Here is an 18,785-nt window from a genome sequence, read left to right as displayed (position 1 = left end):
CCGGCTATAACTCCATCTGCATGCCCATTTCCACCACCCGGTTCGGCGGGATGCGGTAGAAACGGGTACTGCGGCTGGCGTTGCGCGCCATAAAGGCGAACAAATAGCGGCGCCATGCCGTATACCACGGCAGTGTGCGTCGCACTATGACCGTTTGCCGCGACAGGAAGTAAGAGGTCTGCATCGGATCCAGATTCAATTCGGGATGCGCTTCAGCGATCTGCTCCAAGACTTGCGGCACGTTCGGCTCCTGTTTGAAGCCCCAGCGCGCCACGGCCTGCCAGCCACTGCGACTCAGCCGCTCGAGCTGATAGCGCTCGCTGGCCGGCACATACGGCACGTCCGCGCTTTCAACCGTCAGGAATATAGCCTGCTCATGCAGAATCTTGTTATGTTTGAGGTTATGCAGCAAGGCGGGCGGGACCGTATTGACGATCATGCTCATGAAGACCGCGGTGCCGGGCACACGCGTCGGCGGATACTCTTCCAGCCCTTCCATGAAGGTCTTCAGCGGCTGCTGGTCGCCGGCCAGCTTGTCGTGCATCGTCTGCCTGCCCTGCTTCCACGTAATCATCAAGGTCAAGAGGCACGCGCCGACCAGCAACGGCACCCAGCCTCCGTCATGGATCTTCAATGTATTGGACGAGAAAAGCAGAACATCAATCACCAGGAAGACACTGATCAGGCATAGCCAAAGCCAGCGCCTGGATCCATGCGCGTAGCGCGGCACGACCGCGAACGCCAGCAACGACGTCATCAGCATGGTCCCCGTTACGGCAAAACCGTAAGCATGGGCCAGCCCCTCCGAGGTCCTGAACGCCAGGACAAGCACCAGCACCGCGATGAACAACAATATGTTCACGCGCGGAAGGTATATTTGCCCCTCTTCGCGGGCCGACGTATGCAGGATGACCATGCGCGGCCAGAAGCCCAGCTGCACCGCCTGGCGCGTAACCGAAAACGCCCCGGAAATTACCGATTGCGACGCAATGATGGTAGCCATCGTGGCAAGACCCACCAAAGGCACGAGCGCCCACCCGGGAGCCAAATGAAAGAAGGGGTTCTTCGCGGTCAGCGGGTCCGCCAGAATCACGGCCCCCTGGCCAAAGTAGCAAAGGACTAATGCGGGAAGCACCGCTGCGAACCATACACGCCGTATGGCGGAGCGGCCAAAATGGCCCATGTCGGCATAGATGGTTTCAGCGCCTGTGAGCGCCAGCACGATAGCGCCCAGCAGCAGGAAAATTTCCCACGGTGCGTTGGCAATGAAAGCAAAGGCCCACATTGGATTGATCGCCCGCAGGACGCCGGGTTCGAGCGCAATGCGCCAGGCGCCCAGGCCACCGAGTGTGAGGAACCAGACCAGCATGACGGGACCGAACAGCTTGCCCACAGCACCGGTTCCACGCGACTGGATCATGAAAAGTCCGGCCAGGACGACAATGGCCAAGGGCACGACCCATCGCTCCAGCGCAGGAGAAATCAGTTCAATGCCTTCCATGGCCGACAATACGGAGATCGCCGGCGTGACCATGCTGTCGCCATAGAACAGACAGGCGCCGATAAGGCCCAATACGATCAACCGCCATCGTCGGGGACCGGTCACACCCCGGAGCGCGAGCTCCATCAATGCCAGGGTACCGCCCTCGCCCCGATTATCGGAACGCAGCATGATGATCATGTACTTGAGCGAGACAACCATCATCAGCATCCAGAACAACAACGACAGCAGTCCCAGGACCTCCGCCTCGCCGGGATTGTTCAACTGCGCAAGGGCGGCCTTGATGGTATACAGCGGGCTGGTCCCGATGTCGCCATAGACCACGCCCAACGCGCCAAGCATCATGGCGGCAGTAGGTGTCGCGGGCAGTTTGGCATGCCCTTCCTGGTTCACTGGAGCGTGGTTCATTGTGGATCTTGTCTTCTAAGCTTGGCGCCAATGCGCGGACCGGGGAACACCACGGCTATACGAGTACCCGGAAACGCCGGGCGGCTTGCGAGATTCCACCAACCGCCGTGGGCCCGTGCAATCTCGCGGACAATCGCCAGCCCAAGCCCCGAGCCGCCGGCTCCGGCCCGCGGCGAGCGGTAGAAGGCTCCAAACACACGATTCCCATCTTGCGGATCAATGCCTGGACCGTCATCCTCCACCGTCAAGGTCGGGGGATTGGGCGCCACCCGCAGCGTGATGCTGCGGGCTCCTACGCCGTAGCGCAGCGAATTGTCGATCAGGTTGCTCAACAGCTCTTCGAGCAACAAGGTGTCGGCGTCCACCCATACCGGCTCATCAGGCGCCACCAACTGGATATCGACGTGCCGGGCTCGGGCTGCGGGTATCCATTCGGCCCCGCTGTTGCGAACCCACTCGCACAGGTCGGTGCGCAGGAAGCTGTCTTGTGGACGAATCGTGGAATCAGCGCGCGCCAGCACAAGCAATTGCTGGCCCAGTCGTATCATGCGATCGGTGACTGTCTTGATGCGCTCGGCCCGCTCCCGCACGTCGTCGGGCAACTGCCTGGTGAGCATAAGCTCGGATTCCATCTTCAGGCCGGCCAGCGGCGTGCGCAACTGGTGCGCCGCATGCCCGATGAAGCGCTTCTGCGCCTGCATGGAATCGTCCAGGCGAAGCAGCAGGTCATTCACGTGATTCACCATGGGCGCCACTTCGGCCGGCAAACCAGTGGTATCCAGAACCTGCAGGTCGTCGATGGAACGTTGGCTGATCTCTAGGGAAAGGCGATTGACTGAGGCCAGGCCGGAGCGCACGCCAGAGATCAGGACCCATGCAAAGACAGAAACCAGGATGACCTGGCTAAGTACCATCGTCCAGAAAATATCCCGCAACAGCCATTCTTCCATGGTCATCTTGCGTGTCATCACCCAGGTCGCGCTCAGGTCAAGCAGCACCAGTACGATGATGGCCGGGAGCAAGCGAAGAACCAGATGCCGCGCCAGTGAGCCGGGCGGCATCAGTTTGCCGTTCAAGTCAGGCGGCACTTTCAACTTCTAGCAGATAACCGAAGCCCCGTACGGTTTGTATGGCAGTGCCGGTGCCTTCCAGCCTTTTTCTCAGGCGATAGACATAGACTTCGACCGCATTTTCGCTGAAGTCAGCATCCCAGGCCGAGAGCGAATTAACGATTTGTCGCTTGGTGACCACTCGCCCCACACGGGCCATGAGCATTTCAAGCACGGATAATTCACGTACCGACAGTGAGATGCGCTCGCCGTTGACGCGGACTTCGCGGCCCACCGTATCGAACTGCAAGGGTCCCGCTTCGATATAAGGTTGCGCCTGACCGGTACGCCGGCGACCGAACGCCCGGACACGTGCGGCGAGCTCGGGTAATTCGAAAGGCTTGGTGACGTAGTCGTCGGCGCCGGCATCGAGGCCGGCTACGCGGTCTTCGACGCCGTCGCGTGCGGTAAGAATGAGAACGGGAACCTGATGATTGCCGGATCGCAGCTTTTGCAGTACATCCAGGCCGCTTTGGCCGGGTAGATTCAGGTCCAGCAAAAGCAGGTCGTAATTCTGGCCAGTCACGGCGCCGAGCACCTGATCGCCGTCTTGCAGCCAGTCGACCGCATACCCTTGTTCGACAAGGAATTCCTGCAAGGCATGGCCCAAGGTTGTGTCGTCTTCGATTACTAGAACTCTCATACCTCAATTCTATATCGAAGCGCCTTGCAAGGCACCGTCGCCCGGCGATTTAACCGCAGCCGTTACAACCCTGACAAACGGCTTAGCAAGGCATGCACACCCCCTACCTAATTCGCCGGGAGCGTTGCTCCGCCTTCCGCGCCAGCCGGGCCGGCTTCCTTTGCATCGCTGGAGCCGGGTCGCGTGATGAAGCCCAGGCGCTTGAGACCAGCCGCCTTGGCACTGCTCATCACTTGCGCAAGCGTTTCATAGCGCGTATTCAGGTCGGCCCTGATACGCAATTCCGGCTGTGGGTCGAGAGCCGCTTCGGCCGCGAATTTGCGGGTCAGATCATCGCTGGTTACCGGTTGCTCGTTCCAGAACATCTGCCCCTGTGCATCCACCGCTAAGTCGATAGTCTTGGGTTCTTGCTCGACCGGTTGGGAGGATGCCTGCGGCACATTGATCTTGATGGAATGGCTGAGCAGCGGCGCCGTGATGATGAAGATCACCAGCAGCACCAGCATCACGTCGATAAGCGGGACCATATTGATCTCGGAGACCGTATGGCTTGCCCCTTTGTTGTCAAAGCTGCCGAATGCCATTATTCACCCTTGCCGGCGGCGAGCACGACGCGACGTGCCTTATTGGACGAGTCAGACACTTGCTGGCCCGTGCTCAGGAAAGTAAAAAGATCATGCGCGAAGACATCGAGTCGAGCCAGATAGACGCGATTGCTGCGCACGAAACCGTTATATGCCAATACCGCTGGAATTGCCACGGCCAGGCCCAATCCTGTCATGATCAGCGCTTCGCCGACCGGGCCGGCAATGCGATTCACCGTCACGCCGTCGGACAAGCCGATTCCAACCAAAGCATGATAAACACCCCACACCGTGCCGAACAAGCCGACAAATGGTGCGGTTGAGCCGATGGAGGCCAATATGGTGAGTCCGTTTTCAAGACGTGCCGTTTCTTCGTCGATCACCTTGCGTATGGTGCGCGTCACGAAGGCGCCGGTGGAGCCTTTCTCTTCCAGCTTCACCGCGCCATACTTGGCATGATGGTTACGCGCGTGAATGGCATGGATGGCCAAGTGTGCGAAGGGCTCGTTGGCGCCGTGCGTCGCAATCTCGTTCTCGACCTGTTCCAGTGAGCTGGCCGCCCAGAATTCCGTCAGGAATTTCTTCGATCGCATACCGATGCGGATATTGATGAACGTCTTGACGAAGATGAGATACCAACTGGTCAGCGACATGACGATCAGAAAGCCGAACAAGGTCTTGCCGACAATATCGCTTTGTGAAATGAAGTGCAGCATGCCGTCACCACCCGCCGCTTCCGCCGCCGTGACACCCATGGCCGCCCCGGCCGCAGGCGGGACATCGCCGAGCTGGGCAATCACTTGCATGGTGCTATCGAGAAAATCCAACATTCGTTATGTCCTATAAAACAAAATCAAAAGGAATATCGGCCATAGCCTGGTAGGCGATACCGTTTTCCGTATAAGGTTTGAAGCGAGCACTGCTGGCCGCTTTTACCGCAGCCATATCCAGGCGTTCATGACCGGAAGAGGACCTTACCGATGCGTTGAGCACACTGCCCTGGGCGGAAATCAAAACGCGCACCACAACCCGTCCTTGCTCGCCCCGACGCTCGGAAACGCGCGGATAAACCGGGTTAGGCCGTTTCCCAAGGTAATCCACTTTTCCTATCATGCGCGGACGATTCGGGTCTACCGGTGCCGTGGGCGCCTTGGGCACTGCCGGCGCAGCCGCCTTGCCTACCGGCGCCGCCGCGACAACCGGCGCGACGGGCTTCGCAGGCGCCTTGACCACTGGCTTGGGCTTGGGTTTAGGCTTAGGTTTCGGCTTGGGTTCCGGTTTCGGTTCGGGCTTAGGCTCCGGCTTCGGTTCCGGCTTGGGCTCGGGAGGAGGCTCCGGCGTTATGGCCTCGGGTTCCGGTTCTACGACAGGCTCGGGTTCGGGTTCGGGTTCCGGTACCGGCTCAGGTTCGGGCTCGACAACTGGCTCTGGTTCCGGTTCCGGTTCTATCACGGGTTCTGGTTCAGGCTCTGGTTCTATTACTGGTTCGGGCTCGGGAGGCTCCGGTTCGACGACAGGCTCCGGCTCTGGTATGGGTTCCGCGACGGCCACCTCTTGAACAGGCTCAAGATCGGTGTCGACATTGACCGCGGCATCGACGACTTCGTCGGCGATCTCGACAAAACGCACCTCTACCGTTTCCGGCAAGTCTATTTCGGGCTTGACGGGGGGCGAAGACAATACAGCGCCAAGCACGGCCAGATGCAATCCCACTGCAACGGCAACCCCGGCCACTTTGATAAGCACGGGTCGGGACATCGGTTCAACTTGGGAACGCGGCATTAGTGGGCAATTGAAATATGGACAACGCAAAGCCGGACCGGCACCACGCTGCGGATTGAAACAAGAGCAAAATATTAGCAGAAATGCGAACTATTCGCAATATCAGTCTTCGTGAAACGAAGCCAGCTGTCGCCTGTCCCGCTTGGTGGGGCGTCCCTTTCGTTCGCCCAACGGCATAGGAGCCAGTTTCATGAGCTCTGCTTGACGGGCGCGCTCGACAATACTGGCTGGAGTCTCGGCATATAGCAGCCGGGCTTCTGTTGCAGGGCGACGCTGGTCATTCAATGCTTGCACGATGACTTCCCAGTCTTGGTCGCCGGCGCGAATATGCAGGCGATCGCCTGGCTTGATGGCCTTTGCAGGCTTGGCGGTAGCGCCATTGACCTTGACCTTGCTCCCGTCTATGGCGGCGCCGGCCATACCGCGCGTCTTAAAGAAACGTGCCGCCCAGAGCCACTTGTCTAGCCGCATAAACCCTCCTTGGGTGAGCGCAAGCGAAAAAAAAGCACCTAAGTTGCCTTAGGTGCTTGATTTTACTGCTATCTGCGACCAATGAGTGGTGGGTGCTACAGGGTTCGAACCTGTGACCTACGCCTTGTAAGGGCGCCGCTCTACCAACTGAGCTAAGCACCCGTTGCTCGGGTACCACCTACTTGGTGCAAAACGCGAAGACAGAATTATAGCCTAGCGCGTTTGCCAATGCAACTGGACGCAAGTCTTAGTTAACCGCATCTTTCAGGGCCTTGCCTGGACGGAACTTGGGCACGCGGGCCTTCTTGATCTTGATCTCTTCGCCGGTGCGTGGATTACGGCCGGTACGTGCGGCGCGTTCGGAAACGGCAAAGGTGCCAAAGCCAACCAGAGTCACGGAGCCTTTCTTTTTTAGTGTAGTTTTTACGGCCCCGATGAATGCCTCGAGCGCGCGGCCCGCATCTGCTTTCGATAAATCTGCTTTGGTGGAAATGTGTTCGATTAGCTCTGTTTTGTTCATTAAGGATTACCCCTAAAAATTATTGTAGCCAAGTTGATCCCGGTGAGGACTGACTTGGCGCTTGATGGAAACATACGTGACGCGTTTTTGTGCGAATCGTATTGCCAGCCGATATGAGGGTGGCGCAACCGGGTGGCGTTGCTGCTTCTGAAAGCACACTCAGCTGACTACCGCGTATTAAGCCTTTGAAAGACTGGCCTGTCAAGCGGAAAGGCCTGAAAACCCGCATCATTGCTGACTTTTTCAAATCTGTACGACAACGTTAACAAATGTGGAAAAGTTGGCGCCAGGACTATCGGCGAGCCAAAATCTATGGTAATTGTAACGTCGCCTGATATTCAAACACGGACTCTACTCAAGCGCCTGCATAAAGTCGTCGATCAGATCTTGCGTATCTTCGATGCCCACCGACACGCGTAGAAAATTATCCGAAATACCCATCAACGCCCTGCGTTCAGCGCCCATCTCATGGTATATGGTTTGGGCCATGGGCAACACCAGGGTGCGATTATCGCCAAGATGAGTGGCCAATATCAGGACTTTCAGACGATTCAGGAAATCAAACAGATCGACGTCGTCGATAAGCTCAATGCCCATCAGCGCGCCGAAACGATGGCCAAACAGCTGCGTGGCCCGCACATGCTGCGGGTGCTCGGGCAGACCAGGGTAATGGATGCTGGCAACCTTGGGGTGTTGGCTAAGAAACCTCGCCAAGGCAAGTGCGTTTGAGCATGCCCGATCCATGCGCAAAGCCAATGTTTCGGCACCTGCCGCAATACGATGAGCGGCTTCCGCGGCAAGTGTGCCGCCCATGTCGCGCAAACCCTTCTTCTTTATTTGTGTCAATCCCCAGGAACTGGGTTTGCCATTGCGGTAAGGCTGCGCAATGTTGGCATACTCGCTCCAGTCGTACAGTCCGGTATCGGTCACCGCTCCGCCCAGGGCGTTGCCGTGTCCGCCTATGTGCTTGGACAGCGAGTTGACAACCAGCGACGCGCCGACCGATATACCCTGGCATAACCAGGGCGTTGCGAGGGTATTGTCGACGACATAGACCAGGTTTTTTTCCTTGCACCATGCGCCGATGGCAACCAGGTCGGCCACCTGTGTACCCGGATTGGCAAGCGTCTCGGTAAAGACCATTTTGGTTTCAGGCCGTAAGGCGGCGACGACGTTATCAACATCGGTCGCATCCACGACGGTAACAATCACGCCAAGGTCGGCAAGGGTGCCAAGCAGGCTATTGGTATTGCCAAAAATGTGCTGGCTGCTGATCAAGTGGTCGCCCGCCTTGAGCAGTGCAAAAAAAGTTGCCGCCAGGGCCGCCATACCGGTGGCGAAACTGACGGTTGCGACCCCACCCTCCATCTGCGTGATTTTTGCCTCAAGAGCTGTCGTGGTGGGCGTTCCCTGCCGCGCATAGGTAAACCCAGGCTTGCCCTGGAACACAGCCGCCAGTTCACGCGCATCGGAAAACGCGTACTGCGACGAGGGATGCATGGGCTTGTGTATGGCGCCGTGTTCCACCGACGCACGGCGGTCTGAATGAAGAATCGTAGTGGTAAAACCGTTTTTAGCCATGGTCAGGAATAGAAGAAGTAGAGGGCAAACAAGATTGGGACCACGAAGCAGCGATCATGGCCCTGAAGGACGTCCATGCCCGACGTCACAGGACATGGCCTTGCGGGTTCAGGATCGGCGCTGGCGCACTGTTTCGTACAAACACACGGCGCTGGCTACGCTGACATTCAAGCTCTCGACCGAACCCAGCATTGGAATATGCACGAGTTCGTCGCAGGTCTCGCGGGTAAGCCGGCGCATGCCTTCGCCTTCAGCACCCATCACCCATGCCATGGGGCGGCGCGCGTCGACCTGATGGATGGTGGAGGTAGCCTGATCGTCGGTACCGATGATCCACACATTGCGCTCCTTGAGCTGACGCATCGTACGTGCCAGATTGGTCACCATGATGTATGGCACCGTTTCTGCGGCGCCGCTGGCAACCCGTTGCACCGTGGTGTTCAAGCCCACTGCCTTGTCGCGCGGAGCAATCACGGCGTGCACGCCCGCGGCATCGGCGGTGCGCAGGCATGCGCCAAGGTTGTGCGGGTCGGTGACGCCGTCCAGAAGCAAGAACAGTGGCGGTTCTGGTTTGTCCTCCAGCCAGTCGAGTACCTCGTCGACGTCGGCCGCCAATGTGTGGGGTTCGGCCAGCGCAACGACACCCTGGTGACGAGTGCCACGAGCCAGCCCGTCAAGGCGGTCGACAGCCACCGGATGAACCCGGATATTGGCCGACTGCGCCTGCTCGATAAACGTCTGCATGCGCTTGTCGCGCCGCGACGCTTCGACGTAGAGTTCTTTGATGGATCCCGGGGCGTGGCGCAAGCGGGCGATCACGGCGTGAAAGCCGGCCAAAACCTGATGAGACGACATGTATATCCTTATGGGGTTTATTGACAGCAAGCGTCGCACTAGCCCGCTACACATGCATTTTAACCCCCAGGACCACCATCGCCGCGCCGGGCACGTACTGGCGCTAGCGTCTTCGCACCGTCTTGCCCGGAGACACCGCCTTGGCTCCGCGTTTGGCCGCCGCGCGCCGCTGCCGGGAAGTCGTGCCTTTGAGGGCCTCGGGCTTGGTGGCGGCCGCCTTCTTCTTACGGGGTATGACCTCTTCGGTTTCGATGGATGCCTTCAATGCCTTGAACGTGGTTCCTTTTACCAACCGGAATTCAATACGCCGGGCTTCGAGGTCGACACGCGCCACCTGCACCTGCACCGCGTCAGTCAGGCGATAGCGTATGCCCGTGCGCTCACCGCGCAACTCGTTCATGGCTTCGTTGTACTGGAAGTAGTCCGAACCCAATTCGGACACATGAACCATGCCTTCCACGAAAAGCGTATCGAGCGTAATAAATATGCCAAATGGCGCCACTCCGGTTACGCGGCCGCTGAACTCTTCGCCGACATGTTCCTTGACAAACCAGCACTTGAGCCATGCCTCGACATCGCGCGAGGCATCGTCCGCACGGCGCTCGCGGGCCGACAGCAGCACCCCCAGCTTTTCCCAGATGGCATGTTCGCGTTCATCTTTGGGCAGTGCGGCAAGACTGCCGATATCGGCGACCTGCGGTACGTACTTCTTGCTGTGGAGAATGCCTTTGATGACCCGGTGCGTAAGGAGGTCAGGATAGCGGCGTATGGGCGAGGTGAAATGCGCATAATGATCGTAAGACAAGCCAAAGTGGCCCACCTGCTCAGGACTATAGATGGCCTGTTGCAGGGACCGCAGACACATGGTCTGGATAATGGCAAAGTCGGGACGATTGCGCGCCGCCTGTACCAGTTTGGCGTAATCGTCGGTAGACGGATCTTCACCGCCTTCGAGCGTCAGGCCAAGATTGCGCAAGTAATCACGCAAGTTCTTAAGCTTTTCAGGCGTCGGGCCTTCGTGCACCCGGTATAGTCCCGAGCGTCTGTTGCGCGTCATGAATTCAGCCGCACAGGTATTGGCGGCCAACATACATTCTTCAATCAGCTTGTGCGCGTCGTTGCGCGTATAGGCCTCGATCTTTTCGATACGGCCCAGCGGGTTGCAGACAATCCGCGTTTCCAGGGTGTCGAAGTCAATGGCACCGCGCTTCTTGCGCGCCTGCGCGAATAATTGATAGAGCTCGTACAGGTTTTGTACGTGCGGAAGCACCGCCAGCATGGCTTGTCCCGCAGGCCCCGTAGGCTGTTGCAGTGCCGACCAGACATCGGTGTAAGTCGTACGTGCGTGCGAGTGGATGACGGCATCGTAAAACTGGTATGCAGTGATGCTACCGGCCTTCGCGCCGGTGGCGGCAATGACCATATCGCAGACCAGCACCAATCGGTCAACGTCGGGGTTCAGCGAACATATGCCGTTGGAAAGTGCTTCCGGCAGCATGGGAATGACCCGCCGCGGAAAGTAAACGCTGGTGCCGCGCTCGATGGCGTCATTATCGAGCGCATCGCCCGGACGCACATAATGGCTGACATCGGCAATGGCCACCAGCAGGCGCCAGCCGGGCTTCTTGCGTTTTTCCGTACCCAGTTCGACCGGCGTGCAAAACACGGCGTCGTCGAAATCACGCGCGTCTTCGCCGTCTATCGTCACGAACGGCACTTCCCGCAGATCGATGCGCCCCTTGATGTCGGCGGGCCTGACGGTGGCGGGAAGCTTTTCGGCTTGCTGCAAGGTAGCGGCTGAGAATTCATGCGGGACATCGAACTTGCGCACGGCAATTTCGATTTCCATGCCCGGGTCATCAATTTCGCCCAGTACTTCCACGACGCGGCCCAATGGCTGAGTATGGCGCGTAGGCTGCTGGACGATTTCGACGGTGACCACTTGGCCGGGTTCGGCCTCGCCGATATCGGACGCGGGAATAAGAATGTCGTGCTTGATGCGCTGATCTTCCGGCACCACGATATACGACGCCCGCTCTTTCAGAAAACGTCCCACCAGCTTGTTGGTGCGCCGTTCGATGACTTCAACGATAGTGGCTTCGGCTTTGCCCCGATACTCGCCGTCGGGCTTGGCCAAAACGCGGTCGCCATGCAGCACTTTAAGCATCTCGCGTGGCGACAGGAACAAATCAGGTCCGCCATCGTCGCGCAACAAAAAGCCGAATCCGTCGCGATGGCCTTGAACACGTCCAGCGATAAACTCCAGTTTGTTGTTCAGCACCACCTGCCCTTGTGGGTTGAAGAAAATCTGGCCGTCGCGCTCCATGGCGTTCAGACGACGATCGAAGCCTACGGATAAAGGCACGGAGGTACCCAGTGCTTTTGCCAAGTCTTCAGACGACATGGGCGTTTCCGAGGATCGAAGATACTGCATGATTACTTCGCGGCTAGGCACTTCGGGGTCGAAATCCGGTGGCAAATTGTGCGTGCCAGCGGAGCTTCCTTTGCCTGTCGAGTCGTTTTTGGAACGTTTGTTCAAAAGTGATTTCCGTTAGATTAAAAAATACGTTATACTTTGCGCCTCTTAAAGATGTAATGCAAAACGCAGCAGTAGTTCGTAAAGCGATAGCATACACTTTATGCCCAGGTGGCGGAATTGGTAGACGCGCATGGTTCAGGTCCATGTGCCTTCGGGTGTGGAGGTTCGAGTCCTCTCCTGGGCACCATACAATTCTGGCGAAAGGCCCGTGAATTCTTATTCACGGGCCTTTTTTCATACGGCGCAGCATTGTGGTCAAGCAGTCAGTACATGACGCATGGTTACATGCTCAATACCGGCATCCATATACGTGTCGCCTTCAGCCACAAAGCCATGTGCCATATAGAACGCGAGCGCATGCAATTGGGCCGCCAACACGACTTCAAGATAATGCTGACGCCGCGCTTCATCCACCAGCGCCGTCAACAACTGCGATCCAACCCCCTGCCCCCGGTACGGCGCCCGCACTGCAAGACGCCCGATATGCGCGTTGCGTAGCAGCCGCCCTGTTCCGATTACCACGCCATTGTTGTCATAAGCCAGCGCATGGATGCAATATTGATCCTCCATATCCAGCTCAAGTTCGGTCGGAACATTTTGCTCCTGCACGAATACCTCGTGCCGAATTACCATTGCATCCTGCATGCAGGATGCCCAATCTCCCAGAATGACCTTGATGAGGCTCAACGCAAGACTCCGAAAATTAAATGTGTGGACCGGTACGCCGGAACAATGACGAACTGCCAGTAGGCGTCATGCCGCCAGTTTCAAGCCGATGATCCCTGCAATGATGAGCCCGACGCTGATCAAGCGCGCAGGACTCGCGGAATCTCCGAACAGGAAAATACCTAATATAACTGTTCCCACCGCGCCAACACCTACCCAAACGGCGTAAGCCGTACCGACCGGCAACTGCCTCATCGCCAAACCCAATAGCAACACGCTGACCACCATAGCGAGGATGGTCCCCACACTAGGCCATAACCGGGTGAAACCGACGGTGTATTTAAGGCCAATGGCCCAGCCGACTTCCAATAGACCCGCAATGAACAGCACTATCCACGACGTTGACACTGACATGATGATTGCTCTCCTATTTTATCAACCTGGTTACGACCGCCGGCAAGCATATTCGCGTCTACATGAGAAGATGAATGCTGGTGTGACCGCAGCCACCTCTGGTATCGTCCCCAATCGCAACCGAAACTAGGATATTCCATGGACCGCTGGTTAACGCGTTATTCGGCATTTTATTTTGTCATTGCCTGTACCATTGCCTGCTTCGCCTTCAGCCTGTTCATTAACGACTGGTGGCTCATCCCGGCGTTGATTTTCGCTGCGCTTACCGCGCTGGGCATCTGGGATTTGCGTCAAACGCGTCATGCAATTCGCCGCAACTATCCGGTCATCGGCAACTTACGGTTTTTCTTCGAGTCCATACGGCCGGAAATGCGCCAGTATTTCATCGAAGACGACAATGATGCCCTGCCGTTTTCTCGCGTGGACCGCTCACTGGTGTACCAACGCGCCAAACAAGAGATCGACAAGAGACCGTTCGGCACACAGCATGACGTATACCAGAGGGATTACGAATGGATCAATCATTCGATGGAACCTTCCCACCCGCAGGGCAGCGACTTTCGCATCACCGTGGGTGGCCCCGACTGCACCCGTCCCCATTCCTTGTCGGTGTTGAATATTTCCGCCATGAGCTTTGGCGCGCTGTCAGCCAATGCCGTCCTCGCTCTGAATAAAGGAGCTTCCCTGGGAAATTTTGCCCACGACACCGGAGAAGGCGGCATAAGCACCTATCACCTGGAGCACAACGGCTCGCTGATCTGGAATATTGGCTCCGGCTATTTCGGTTGCGGCGACGCCAAGGGTCAGTTCTCCGACGAAGCCTTTGCCCAACGAGCCCGGCAAGACAGCGTCAAAATGATAGAAATAAAGCTATCACAAGGGGCAAAGCCCGGCCACGGCGGCATATTGCCCGGCCCAAAAGTGACGCCCGAAATCGCTCATGCTCGAGGTGTTCCAGCCTGGCAGGACTGCAACTCGCCAGCCCGGCACAGCGCATTCACGACGCCTATCGAGCTGATGCATTTCATCACGCGATTGCGCAACCTGTCAGGCGGCAAGCCGGTCGGGTTCAAATTGTGCATCGGCCACCCATGGGAATGGTTTGCCATCGCCAAAGCCATGCTGAAGACCGGTATAACGCCTGATTTCATCGTCGTGGACGGCGCGGAAGGCGGAACAGGTGCCGCTCCTATCGAGTTTGTGGACCATGTGGGCACGCCCTTGCGCGAAGCACTGCGCCTGGTGCACAACACCCTGGTCGGGATCGGTTTGCGCGACCGCATCAAGCTGGGTGCCTCTGGAAAAATAATCAGCGCATTCGATATGGCGCGCGTCATGGCCCTGGGCGCGGACTGGTGCAACAGCGCCCGTGGCTTCATGTTTGCGATCGGCTGCATACAGGCCCAGGCATGCCATACCGGCAAATGCCCCACTGGCGTCACCACCCAGGATCCCAAGCGTCAAAAAGCCTTGGTCGTCGAAGATAAATCAGTGCGGGTCGCGAGCTTTCATGCCAACACCCTGAAAGCTCTGGCCGAGATGCTCGGTGCCGCCGGGCTGGAACACCCCGGTGAACTGCGGCCACACCATATTGCCAAGCGCATTTCCAACGGTGAAGTCAGGGTGCTGTCCGCTTTGTTTCCAGACCTGGAAGATGGCGAGCTGCTGGAAGGAAAATTCCGCCTGACCATCTTCCGCACCGCCTGGCCCATGGCGCAAGCCGAATCGTTCGCACCCCTGTATAGCCTTAGCGCCGCCTTGTCAGGCAATACCAATAGCCCCATGCCGGAAGATGCAAGCGAAGCGAACAAGACTCACGCCGCACTATCAGCGTGAAATGCTTTGTGAACCGACACCGGCGTCGATGGTGCCGTAAACCTGCACACCAGAACGTGTAGAGGTCGATGAGCCATCGTTAGCCGGACCGCCTGCGCAGGCGCCAAGCAAGAAAACAAGAGAAGTAATACCCAGCACACGCCTCATTAGTAATAACCCTTATTTCAAAGTTGGAAACTCGGAACTATTATGACTTCACTGCCTCACGGCAGCGCAACTATCTTCCGAGGTAGTTCATTTGACATCACCACACTCGGTAATGTCCACTGCCTTCGCGGCAGTAAGGCCCCGCCAAAAGGCGGGGCCTTTACGTTGGTGCTTGCCGTGGTGATTTAATGTCTGGAACTTGCACACGCGTTTAAAAATTTATGCTATAGTTTCGTGCTTTGGCGCATTAGCTCAGCCGGTTAGAGCGACGGAATCATAATCCGCAGGTCCCCTGTTCGAATCAGGGATGCGCCACCAGAATTTCTGATTTTTATCAGGCATTTACGCCAACCTCTTACCAGGTTGGCGTTGTTGTTTTTGGCATATCTGTCAACCAAGTGTCGGCAGCCTAAACGCGAGATCATCTCCATCTTCGTATGGAACTCGCAGTGATCCCGTTGGATTCGCGGGCTCTTCCCCATAGACGGGGGGCGTGCACTCATCACACTCGGTTAATCACACCGTCCCAACCGCATAGGGCCGCCGCTTCTTCATTACCCAGGCTGCAGATGTAAGCAAGCAGCTTTCTTCGGCACCGCCCGTGTACTAATCTATTGACTCAGCTGCCCAGGCTAGTAAGTAAAGAGATGCCATGCCATTGCGTCAGACCAAAAGATATCAAAATGATTGGTAGCCTATGATGCGAGCAGAGGCCGTTTCAAATGCATAATAATGGCTTGAAATAGATACGCATAGGCAGTACTGATGATTGATCAACAAATCCAGATATTTGTTAGCCAAGACGGCAAGGCTCAGCTTGAAGTAGCGCTGAATCAGGATACCGTCTGGCTTAGTCAGGGCCAAATGGCCACTCTTTTTGATACCTCTGCCGACAATATCAGCCTGCACCTGAGGAACATCTATCAGGAGGAGGAACTGAATGTAGCGGCAACTACCGAGGAATCCTCGGTAGTTCGCCAGGAGGGCCGACGCAATGTCCGCAGACAGATCAAGCATTACAACTTAGACGCCATTGTTTCGGTCGGCTACCGAGTCAGTTCGAAACGAGCAACACAATTCCGCCAGTGGGCCACCCAAGTGCTTAAAGACCATCTGGTACAAGGCTACAGCGTGAATCAGCACCGGTTGATCGAACGTGGCGCTGAGTTTCAACAGGCGGTAAATCTGCTCAGTCGTACGCTCACCAACCAGGGATTGATGTCCGCCGAAGGTGAGGCAGTGGCCAGAGTCATCAGCGACTATGCACGTTCATGGAGCTTGTTGCAGGGCTACGATGAACAGGCGCTTGAGGAAATATCCCTCAGCCAGGCGGACATGCGCCCCTTGATTCTGGGCGAGGCGCTGGCCGCAATTGCCGAACTAAAACAGGCCTTGATTACTAAAGGCGAAGCGACCGAACTATTTGGGCTGGTGCGCGGCGATGGCCTGGCCTCCGCGCTGGCAACGATTGAGCAGGGTTTTGCCGACGAGCTGTTTTACCCCAATGTTGCTAGCCGTGCTGCCCATTTGCTATATTTTTTAGTGAAAAACCATGCACTAGCTGATGGCAATAAGCGTTGTGGTTCTTTCCTGTTTCTTTGGTATCTGCGCCGTAATCAGCATTTGCTGGCCCACCCCGTGGAGCGGCTAATCAACGACAACACCCTTGTCGCCCTGGCGCTTCTGGTGGCTGAAAGCCTGCCTGAACAAAAGGCGTTGATGATCCGACTGATTGAGCACTTTATCCTGTTAGGAGAACCGAAGAATAAAGACTAGAGTCTGTAGCAAGATGGTGTCAATCAAATGTCAACGGCATGGCGAAATAAAGCACCCTTATAGCGAGCCATTCAATACGTAAACCATTGATTCGCAAAGTAAAGCATAACCAATCGTGATTACATATCGCTTGCCTGTGAGCCTACGGAAGGTCTACAGGATAGCAAGCTAATGACAAGCATCACGCAATGGCTGAAAGCTCAGTAAGCCGGGGCGAGGCCGCATTAAGCCCCTTCTGCGTTGACCTCGGGGAACACCAGTCGGTAGTTTCGTAGGTCTTCTTCAAAGGCATTGCACCTCTTGAGCACCTCATAGAGGTCGGGCCGGGGCTGGGTGTAATCAAAGGCCACCGTCCAGGCATAGATGCGAGTCATGGCTCGGATGTAGGGTGTCGCGTCGGCATGATTCGATAGGCTCTTCAGCGGCAACAGATAGTCCTCGCGATAGACCGTCGGCACAATGATGCGCGACAGTCCGGCAGCGCTTAGTACGCTGTTCATGGCCAGTCGCGCTGTTCTGCCGTTGCCATCTTTGAAGGGGTGAACCTCGGAGACAACAAACATAGTCATCAGCGCACGGGCAAGGGGGTCCTCCAGCGCTTGAATCCGCTCGAAGCCTTCCCGCAGCGTGCCCTGTACAAGTTCATGGGCCACGAATAGCGTCGCCCCGGCCTGGTTGTTCTGGTTCTTCCATTCGCCTGGGCTCTTGTCCAACCTGGACTGCATCACCAGCGCGTTGACGCTCTTGAGCCAATGCAGGAAGTCGTCCGCCGAGCTTGCCGGTTGGTCGCGCCAAGGGGCTTGCATCGCGGCCTGGAAGGTACCCAGAATGTCGTGAGAGTCCTCCGTCCGGTTCGGTATGAGCTTGCCTTCAAACACGATTTCCTCGGCCTCGCTGACCAGGAATGTGGTGCCTTCGATATAGTTCGAGAAGTAGGACTCAAAAAAAGCGAAGTTCTCGCGTGCGACTCCTGTTTCCGCTGTGGCGGTCACCTCCGGCAAGGCCCGGGCCCGTAGGCCGCTGAACAGGGTGTCGAACAGCACTAGACGGTCGGAGTCATAGGGACGGCCGGCGGCGCGTGCGAGCGCCTGCTTACCGTGTAACTTTTTGCTTTCGTGGGTACCCAGCAAGGCGCCCATGATGCCATCCAGACGCTTGAACTCCTTTTCCCGGCCAATCTTGTTCGCTAACGTGCGGCAGGCATCCCTGAGCTGGTTGAACCGATGCTCCCCCCGAATCGAAAGAAGTTTGTCGAGCTCGACCTCGAGCGTCTCCTGGGGAAGCACTCTTACACTCACACCACGGCCAGTCGCCATGTTCTCCAACAACCAGCGGGATTGGCTGGCCAGGAAAAGGTTCTTGTAGGGCATGTCGCCATCGACCGCGCCGGGTCCCGGAATAACCTTGATGGTGAGTCCGGGCAGCTCGAGCGTTCGTGGTCGATTTCCGCGTGTTATATAGAGGCGTCCTTCGACGGGCTTCGCGTCATACCCGCTCCGATAGCTGAGGACGCCACCAGGCAGCAGGTGGCTAACGATGGTCAACCAATGGCGCAGCACAACCATTTCCGGGGGGCTGGCCAGGTTGCTGGTGTAGATTCCCTGGTAGAGTTTGCGTAATTGCCCCGCGCTGGCTAACCGGAGAACTTTGCGGTCTGCTGCAGGGTCACCCTCACCAGTAAAGACAGTCTCTGGCAATGAAAGGTCGGTTTTCTGTTTGATTCCCATGCCACACTCAACATATCTGTCTGAAAACCCTTTTATTGTCTCACTATTTGTCTAAAAAATGTATTAATCGACAGATATAAGGTTTGTCGGCCTACAGGTTGATTCAGCATACACCCCTGGCCAAATTGTCTTAAAAACGTATGATTCAATCACTGCTTGTCGGATTTATGTCTTACTCTTCTTAAGAATGTTCATTTTGCCCATTTTTAGCACCCATCAATACATC

16 protein-coding genes and 3 tRNA genes are annotated in these 18,785 nt (G+C 56.9%); 4 read left to right on the top strand and 15 right to left on the bottom strand.

The window, feature by feature from the left end; translation table 11 throughout:
• Positions 1 to 4: 4 nt before the first annotated feature.
• The 12 genes from CR159_RS11950 to rnr all read right to left on the bottom strand — a co-directional run bounded on the left by CR159_RS11950 (position 5) and on the right by rnr (position 11,993).
• A complete protein-coding gene (locus CR159_RS11950; protein ID WP_102074180.1) occupies positions 5 to 1,909 on the bottom strand; it encodes a potassium transporter Kup in 1,905 nt (634 codons plus the stop codon).
• A complete protein-coding gene (locus CR159_RS11945) occupies positions 1,906 to 2,970 on the bottom strand; it encodes a sensor histidine kinase (RefSeq protein WP_102074179.1) in 1,065 nt (354 codons plus the stop codon). Before CR159_RS11945 ends, CR159_RS11950 begins: the two co-directional genes overlap by 4 nt.
• Before the next feature lie 16 nt (positions 2,971 to 2,986).
• Positions 2,987 to 3,661, bottom strand: a complete 675-nt coding sequence (locus CR159_RS11940) for a response regulator transcription factor (protein WP_102074178.1) — start codon at positions 3,659 to 3,661, stop codon at positions 2,987 to 2,989.
• A gap of 107 nt (positions 3,662 to 3,768) precedes the next feature.
• The gene (locus tag CR159_RS11935; RefSeq protein WP_102074177.1) at positions 3,769 to 4,245 is read right to left on the bottom strand and encodes an ExbD/TolR family protein; all 477 of its coding nucleotides are present in this window, start codon (positions 4,243 to 4,245) and stop codon (positions 3,769 to 3,771) included.
• Entirely contained in the window at positions 4,245 to 5,051 is an 807-nt protein-coding gene (locus CR159_RS11930) for a MotA/TolQ/ExbB proton channel family protein (RefSeq protein ID WP_439650535.1), read from the bottom strand. The genes CR159_RS11935 and CR159_RS11930 overlap by 1 nt, the downstream gene beginning before the upstream one ends.
• A gap of 34 nt (positions 5,052 to 5,085) precedes the next feature.
• Positions 5,086 to 6,003, bottom strand: coding sequence for an energy transducer TonB (locus CR159_RS11925; RefSeq protein WP_233208286.1), 918 nt, complete (start codon positions 6,001 to 6,003; stop codon positions 5,086 to 5,088).
• A 126-nt stretch (positions 6,004 to 6,129) separates the two neighbouring features.
• A complete protein-coding gene (locus tag CR159_RS11920; protein ID WP_102074174.1) occupies positions 6,130 to 6,498 on the bottom strand; it encodes an RNA-binding S4 domain-containing protein in 369 nt (122 codons plus the stop codon).
• Between the two features lie 86 nt (positions 6,499 to 6,584).
• A tRNA-Val gene (locus CR159_RS11915) sits at positions 6,585 to 6,660 on the bottom strand.
• A gap of 85 nt (positions 6,661 to 6,745) precedes the next feature.
• On the bottom strand, positions 6,746 to 7,018 hold the full coding sequence (locus tag CR159_RS11910) for an HU family DNA-binding protein (RefSeq protein ID WP_102074173.1): 273 nt from the start codon (positions 7,016 to 7,018) through the stop codon (positions 6,746 to 6,748).
• A 351-nt stretch (positions 7,019 to 7,369) separates the two neighbouring features.
• Positions 7,370 to 8,599 (bottom strand): cystathionine gamma-synthase family protein, encoded by a 1,230-nt coding sequence (locus tag CR159_RS11905; RefSeq protein WP_102074172.1) that lies wholly within the window; start codon positions 8,597 to 8,599, stop codon positions 7,370 to 7,372.
• Positions 8,600 to 8,707: 108 nt separating this feature from the next.
• Positions 8,708 to 9,454, bottom strand: coding sequence for a 23S rRNA (guanosine(2251)-2'-O)-methyltransferase RlmB (gene rlmB, locus CR159_RS11900; RefSeq protein WP_102074171.1), 747 nt, complete (start codon positions 9,452 to 9,454; stop codon positions 8,708 to 8,710).
• Between the two features lie 103 nt (positions 9,455 to 9,557).
• Positions 9,558 to 11,993 carry a ribonuclease R gene (gene rnr / locus CR159_RS11895; RefSeq protein WP_102074170.1) on the bottom strand — a complete coding sequence of 812 codons (2,436 nt, stop codon included), beginning with the start codon at positions 11,991 to 11,993 and terminating at the stop codon, positions 9,558 to 9,560.
• Positions 11,994 to 12,095: 102 nt separating this feature from the next.
• Between rnr and CR159_RS11890 the strand changes: the two genes are divergently transcribed.
• Positions 12,096 to 12,180 (top strand) — tRNA-Leu (locus tag CR159_RS11890).
• Positions 12,181 to 12,248: 68 nt separating this feature from the next.
• Here the strand turns inward: CR159_RS11890 and CR159_RS11885 are convergent.
• Together CR159_RS11885 and sugE are read right to left on the bottom strand one after the other, a co-directional pair.
• Positions 12,249 to 12,680 (bottom strand): GNAT family N-acetyltransferase, encoded by a 432-nt coding sequence (locus CR159_RS11885; RefSeq protein ID WP_233208285.1) that lies wholly within the window; start codon positions 12,678 to 12,680, stop codon positions 12,249 to 12,251.
• 66 nt (positions 12,681 to 12,746) lie between these two features.
• Positions 12,747 to 13,073: a quaternary ammonium compound efflux SMR transporter SugE gene (sugE, locus tag CR159_RS11880; protein WP_102074169.1), complete on the bottom strand. Its 327-nt coding sequence runs from the start codon at positions 13,071 to 13,073 to the stop codon at positions 12,747 to 12,749.
• 138 nt (positions 13,074 to 13,211) lie between these two features.
• Between sugE and CR159_RS11875 the strand changes: the two genes are divergently transcribed.
• The 3 genes from CR159_RS11875 to CR159_RS11865 all read left to right on the top strand — a co-directional run bounded on the left by CR159_RS11875 (position 13,212) and on the right by CR159_RS11865 (position 16,832).
• Positions 13,212 to 14,909 (top strand): FMN-binding glutamate synthase family protein, encoded by a 1,698-nt coding sequence (locus CR159_RS11875; protein WP_102074168.1) that lies wholly within the window; start codon positions 13,212 to 13,214, stop codon positions 14,907 to 14,909.
• A 388-nt stretch (positions 14,910 to 15,297) separates the two neighbouring features.
• Positions 15,298 to 15,374, top strand: a tRNA-Met gene (locus CR159_RS11870).
• Between the two features lie 447 nt (positions 15,375 to 15,821).
• The gene (locus CR159_RS11865) at positions 15,822 to 16,832 is read left to right on the top strand and encodes a virulence RhuM family protein/type II toxin-antitoxin system death-on-curing family toxin (RefSeq protein WP_102074167.1); all 1,011 of its coding nucleotides are present in this window, start codon (positions 15,822 to 15,824) and stop codon (positions 16,830 to 16,832) included.
• Positions 16,833 to 17,056: 224 nt separating this feature from the next.
• Here CR159_RS11865 and CR159_RS11860 read toward each other — a convergent pair whose 3' ends face one another.
• Positions 17,057 to 18,559 (bottom strand): Fic family protein, encoded by a 1,503-nt coding sequence (locus CR159_RS11860; protein WP_102074166.1) that lies wholly within the window; start codon positions 18,557 to 18,559, stop codon positions 17,057 to 17,059.
• Positions 18,560 to 18,785: the final 226 nt, after the last annotated feature.

This window comes from Pollutimonas subterranea, from assembly GCF_002849655.1.
In the GTDB taxonomy this organism is placed as follows: domain Bacteria; phylum Pseudomonadota; class Gammaproteobacteria; order Burkholderiales; family Burkholderiaceae_B; genus Pollutimonas; species Pollutimonas subterranea.
Note: the sequence above shows the minus strand (reverse complement) of the source record. Positions and strands in the feature narration are given on the sequence as shown.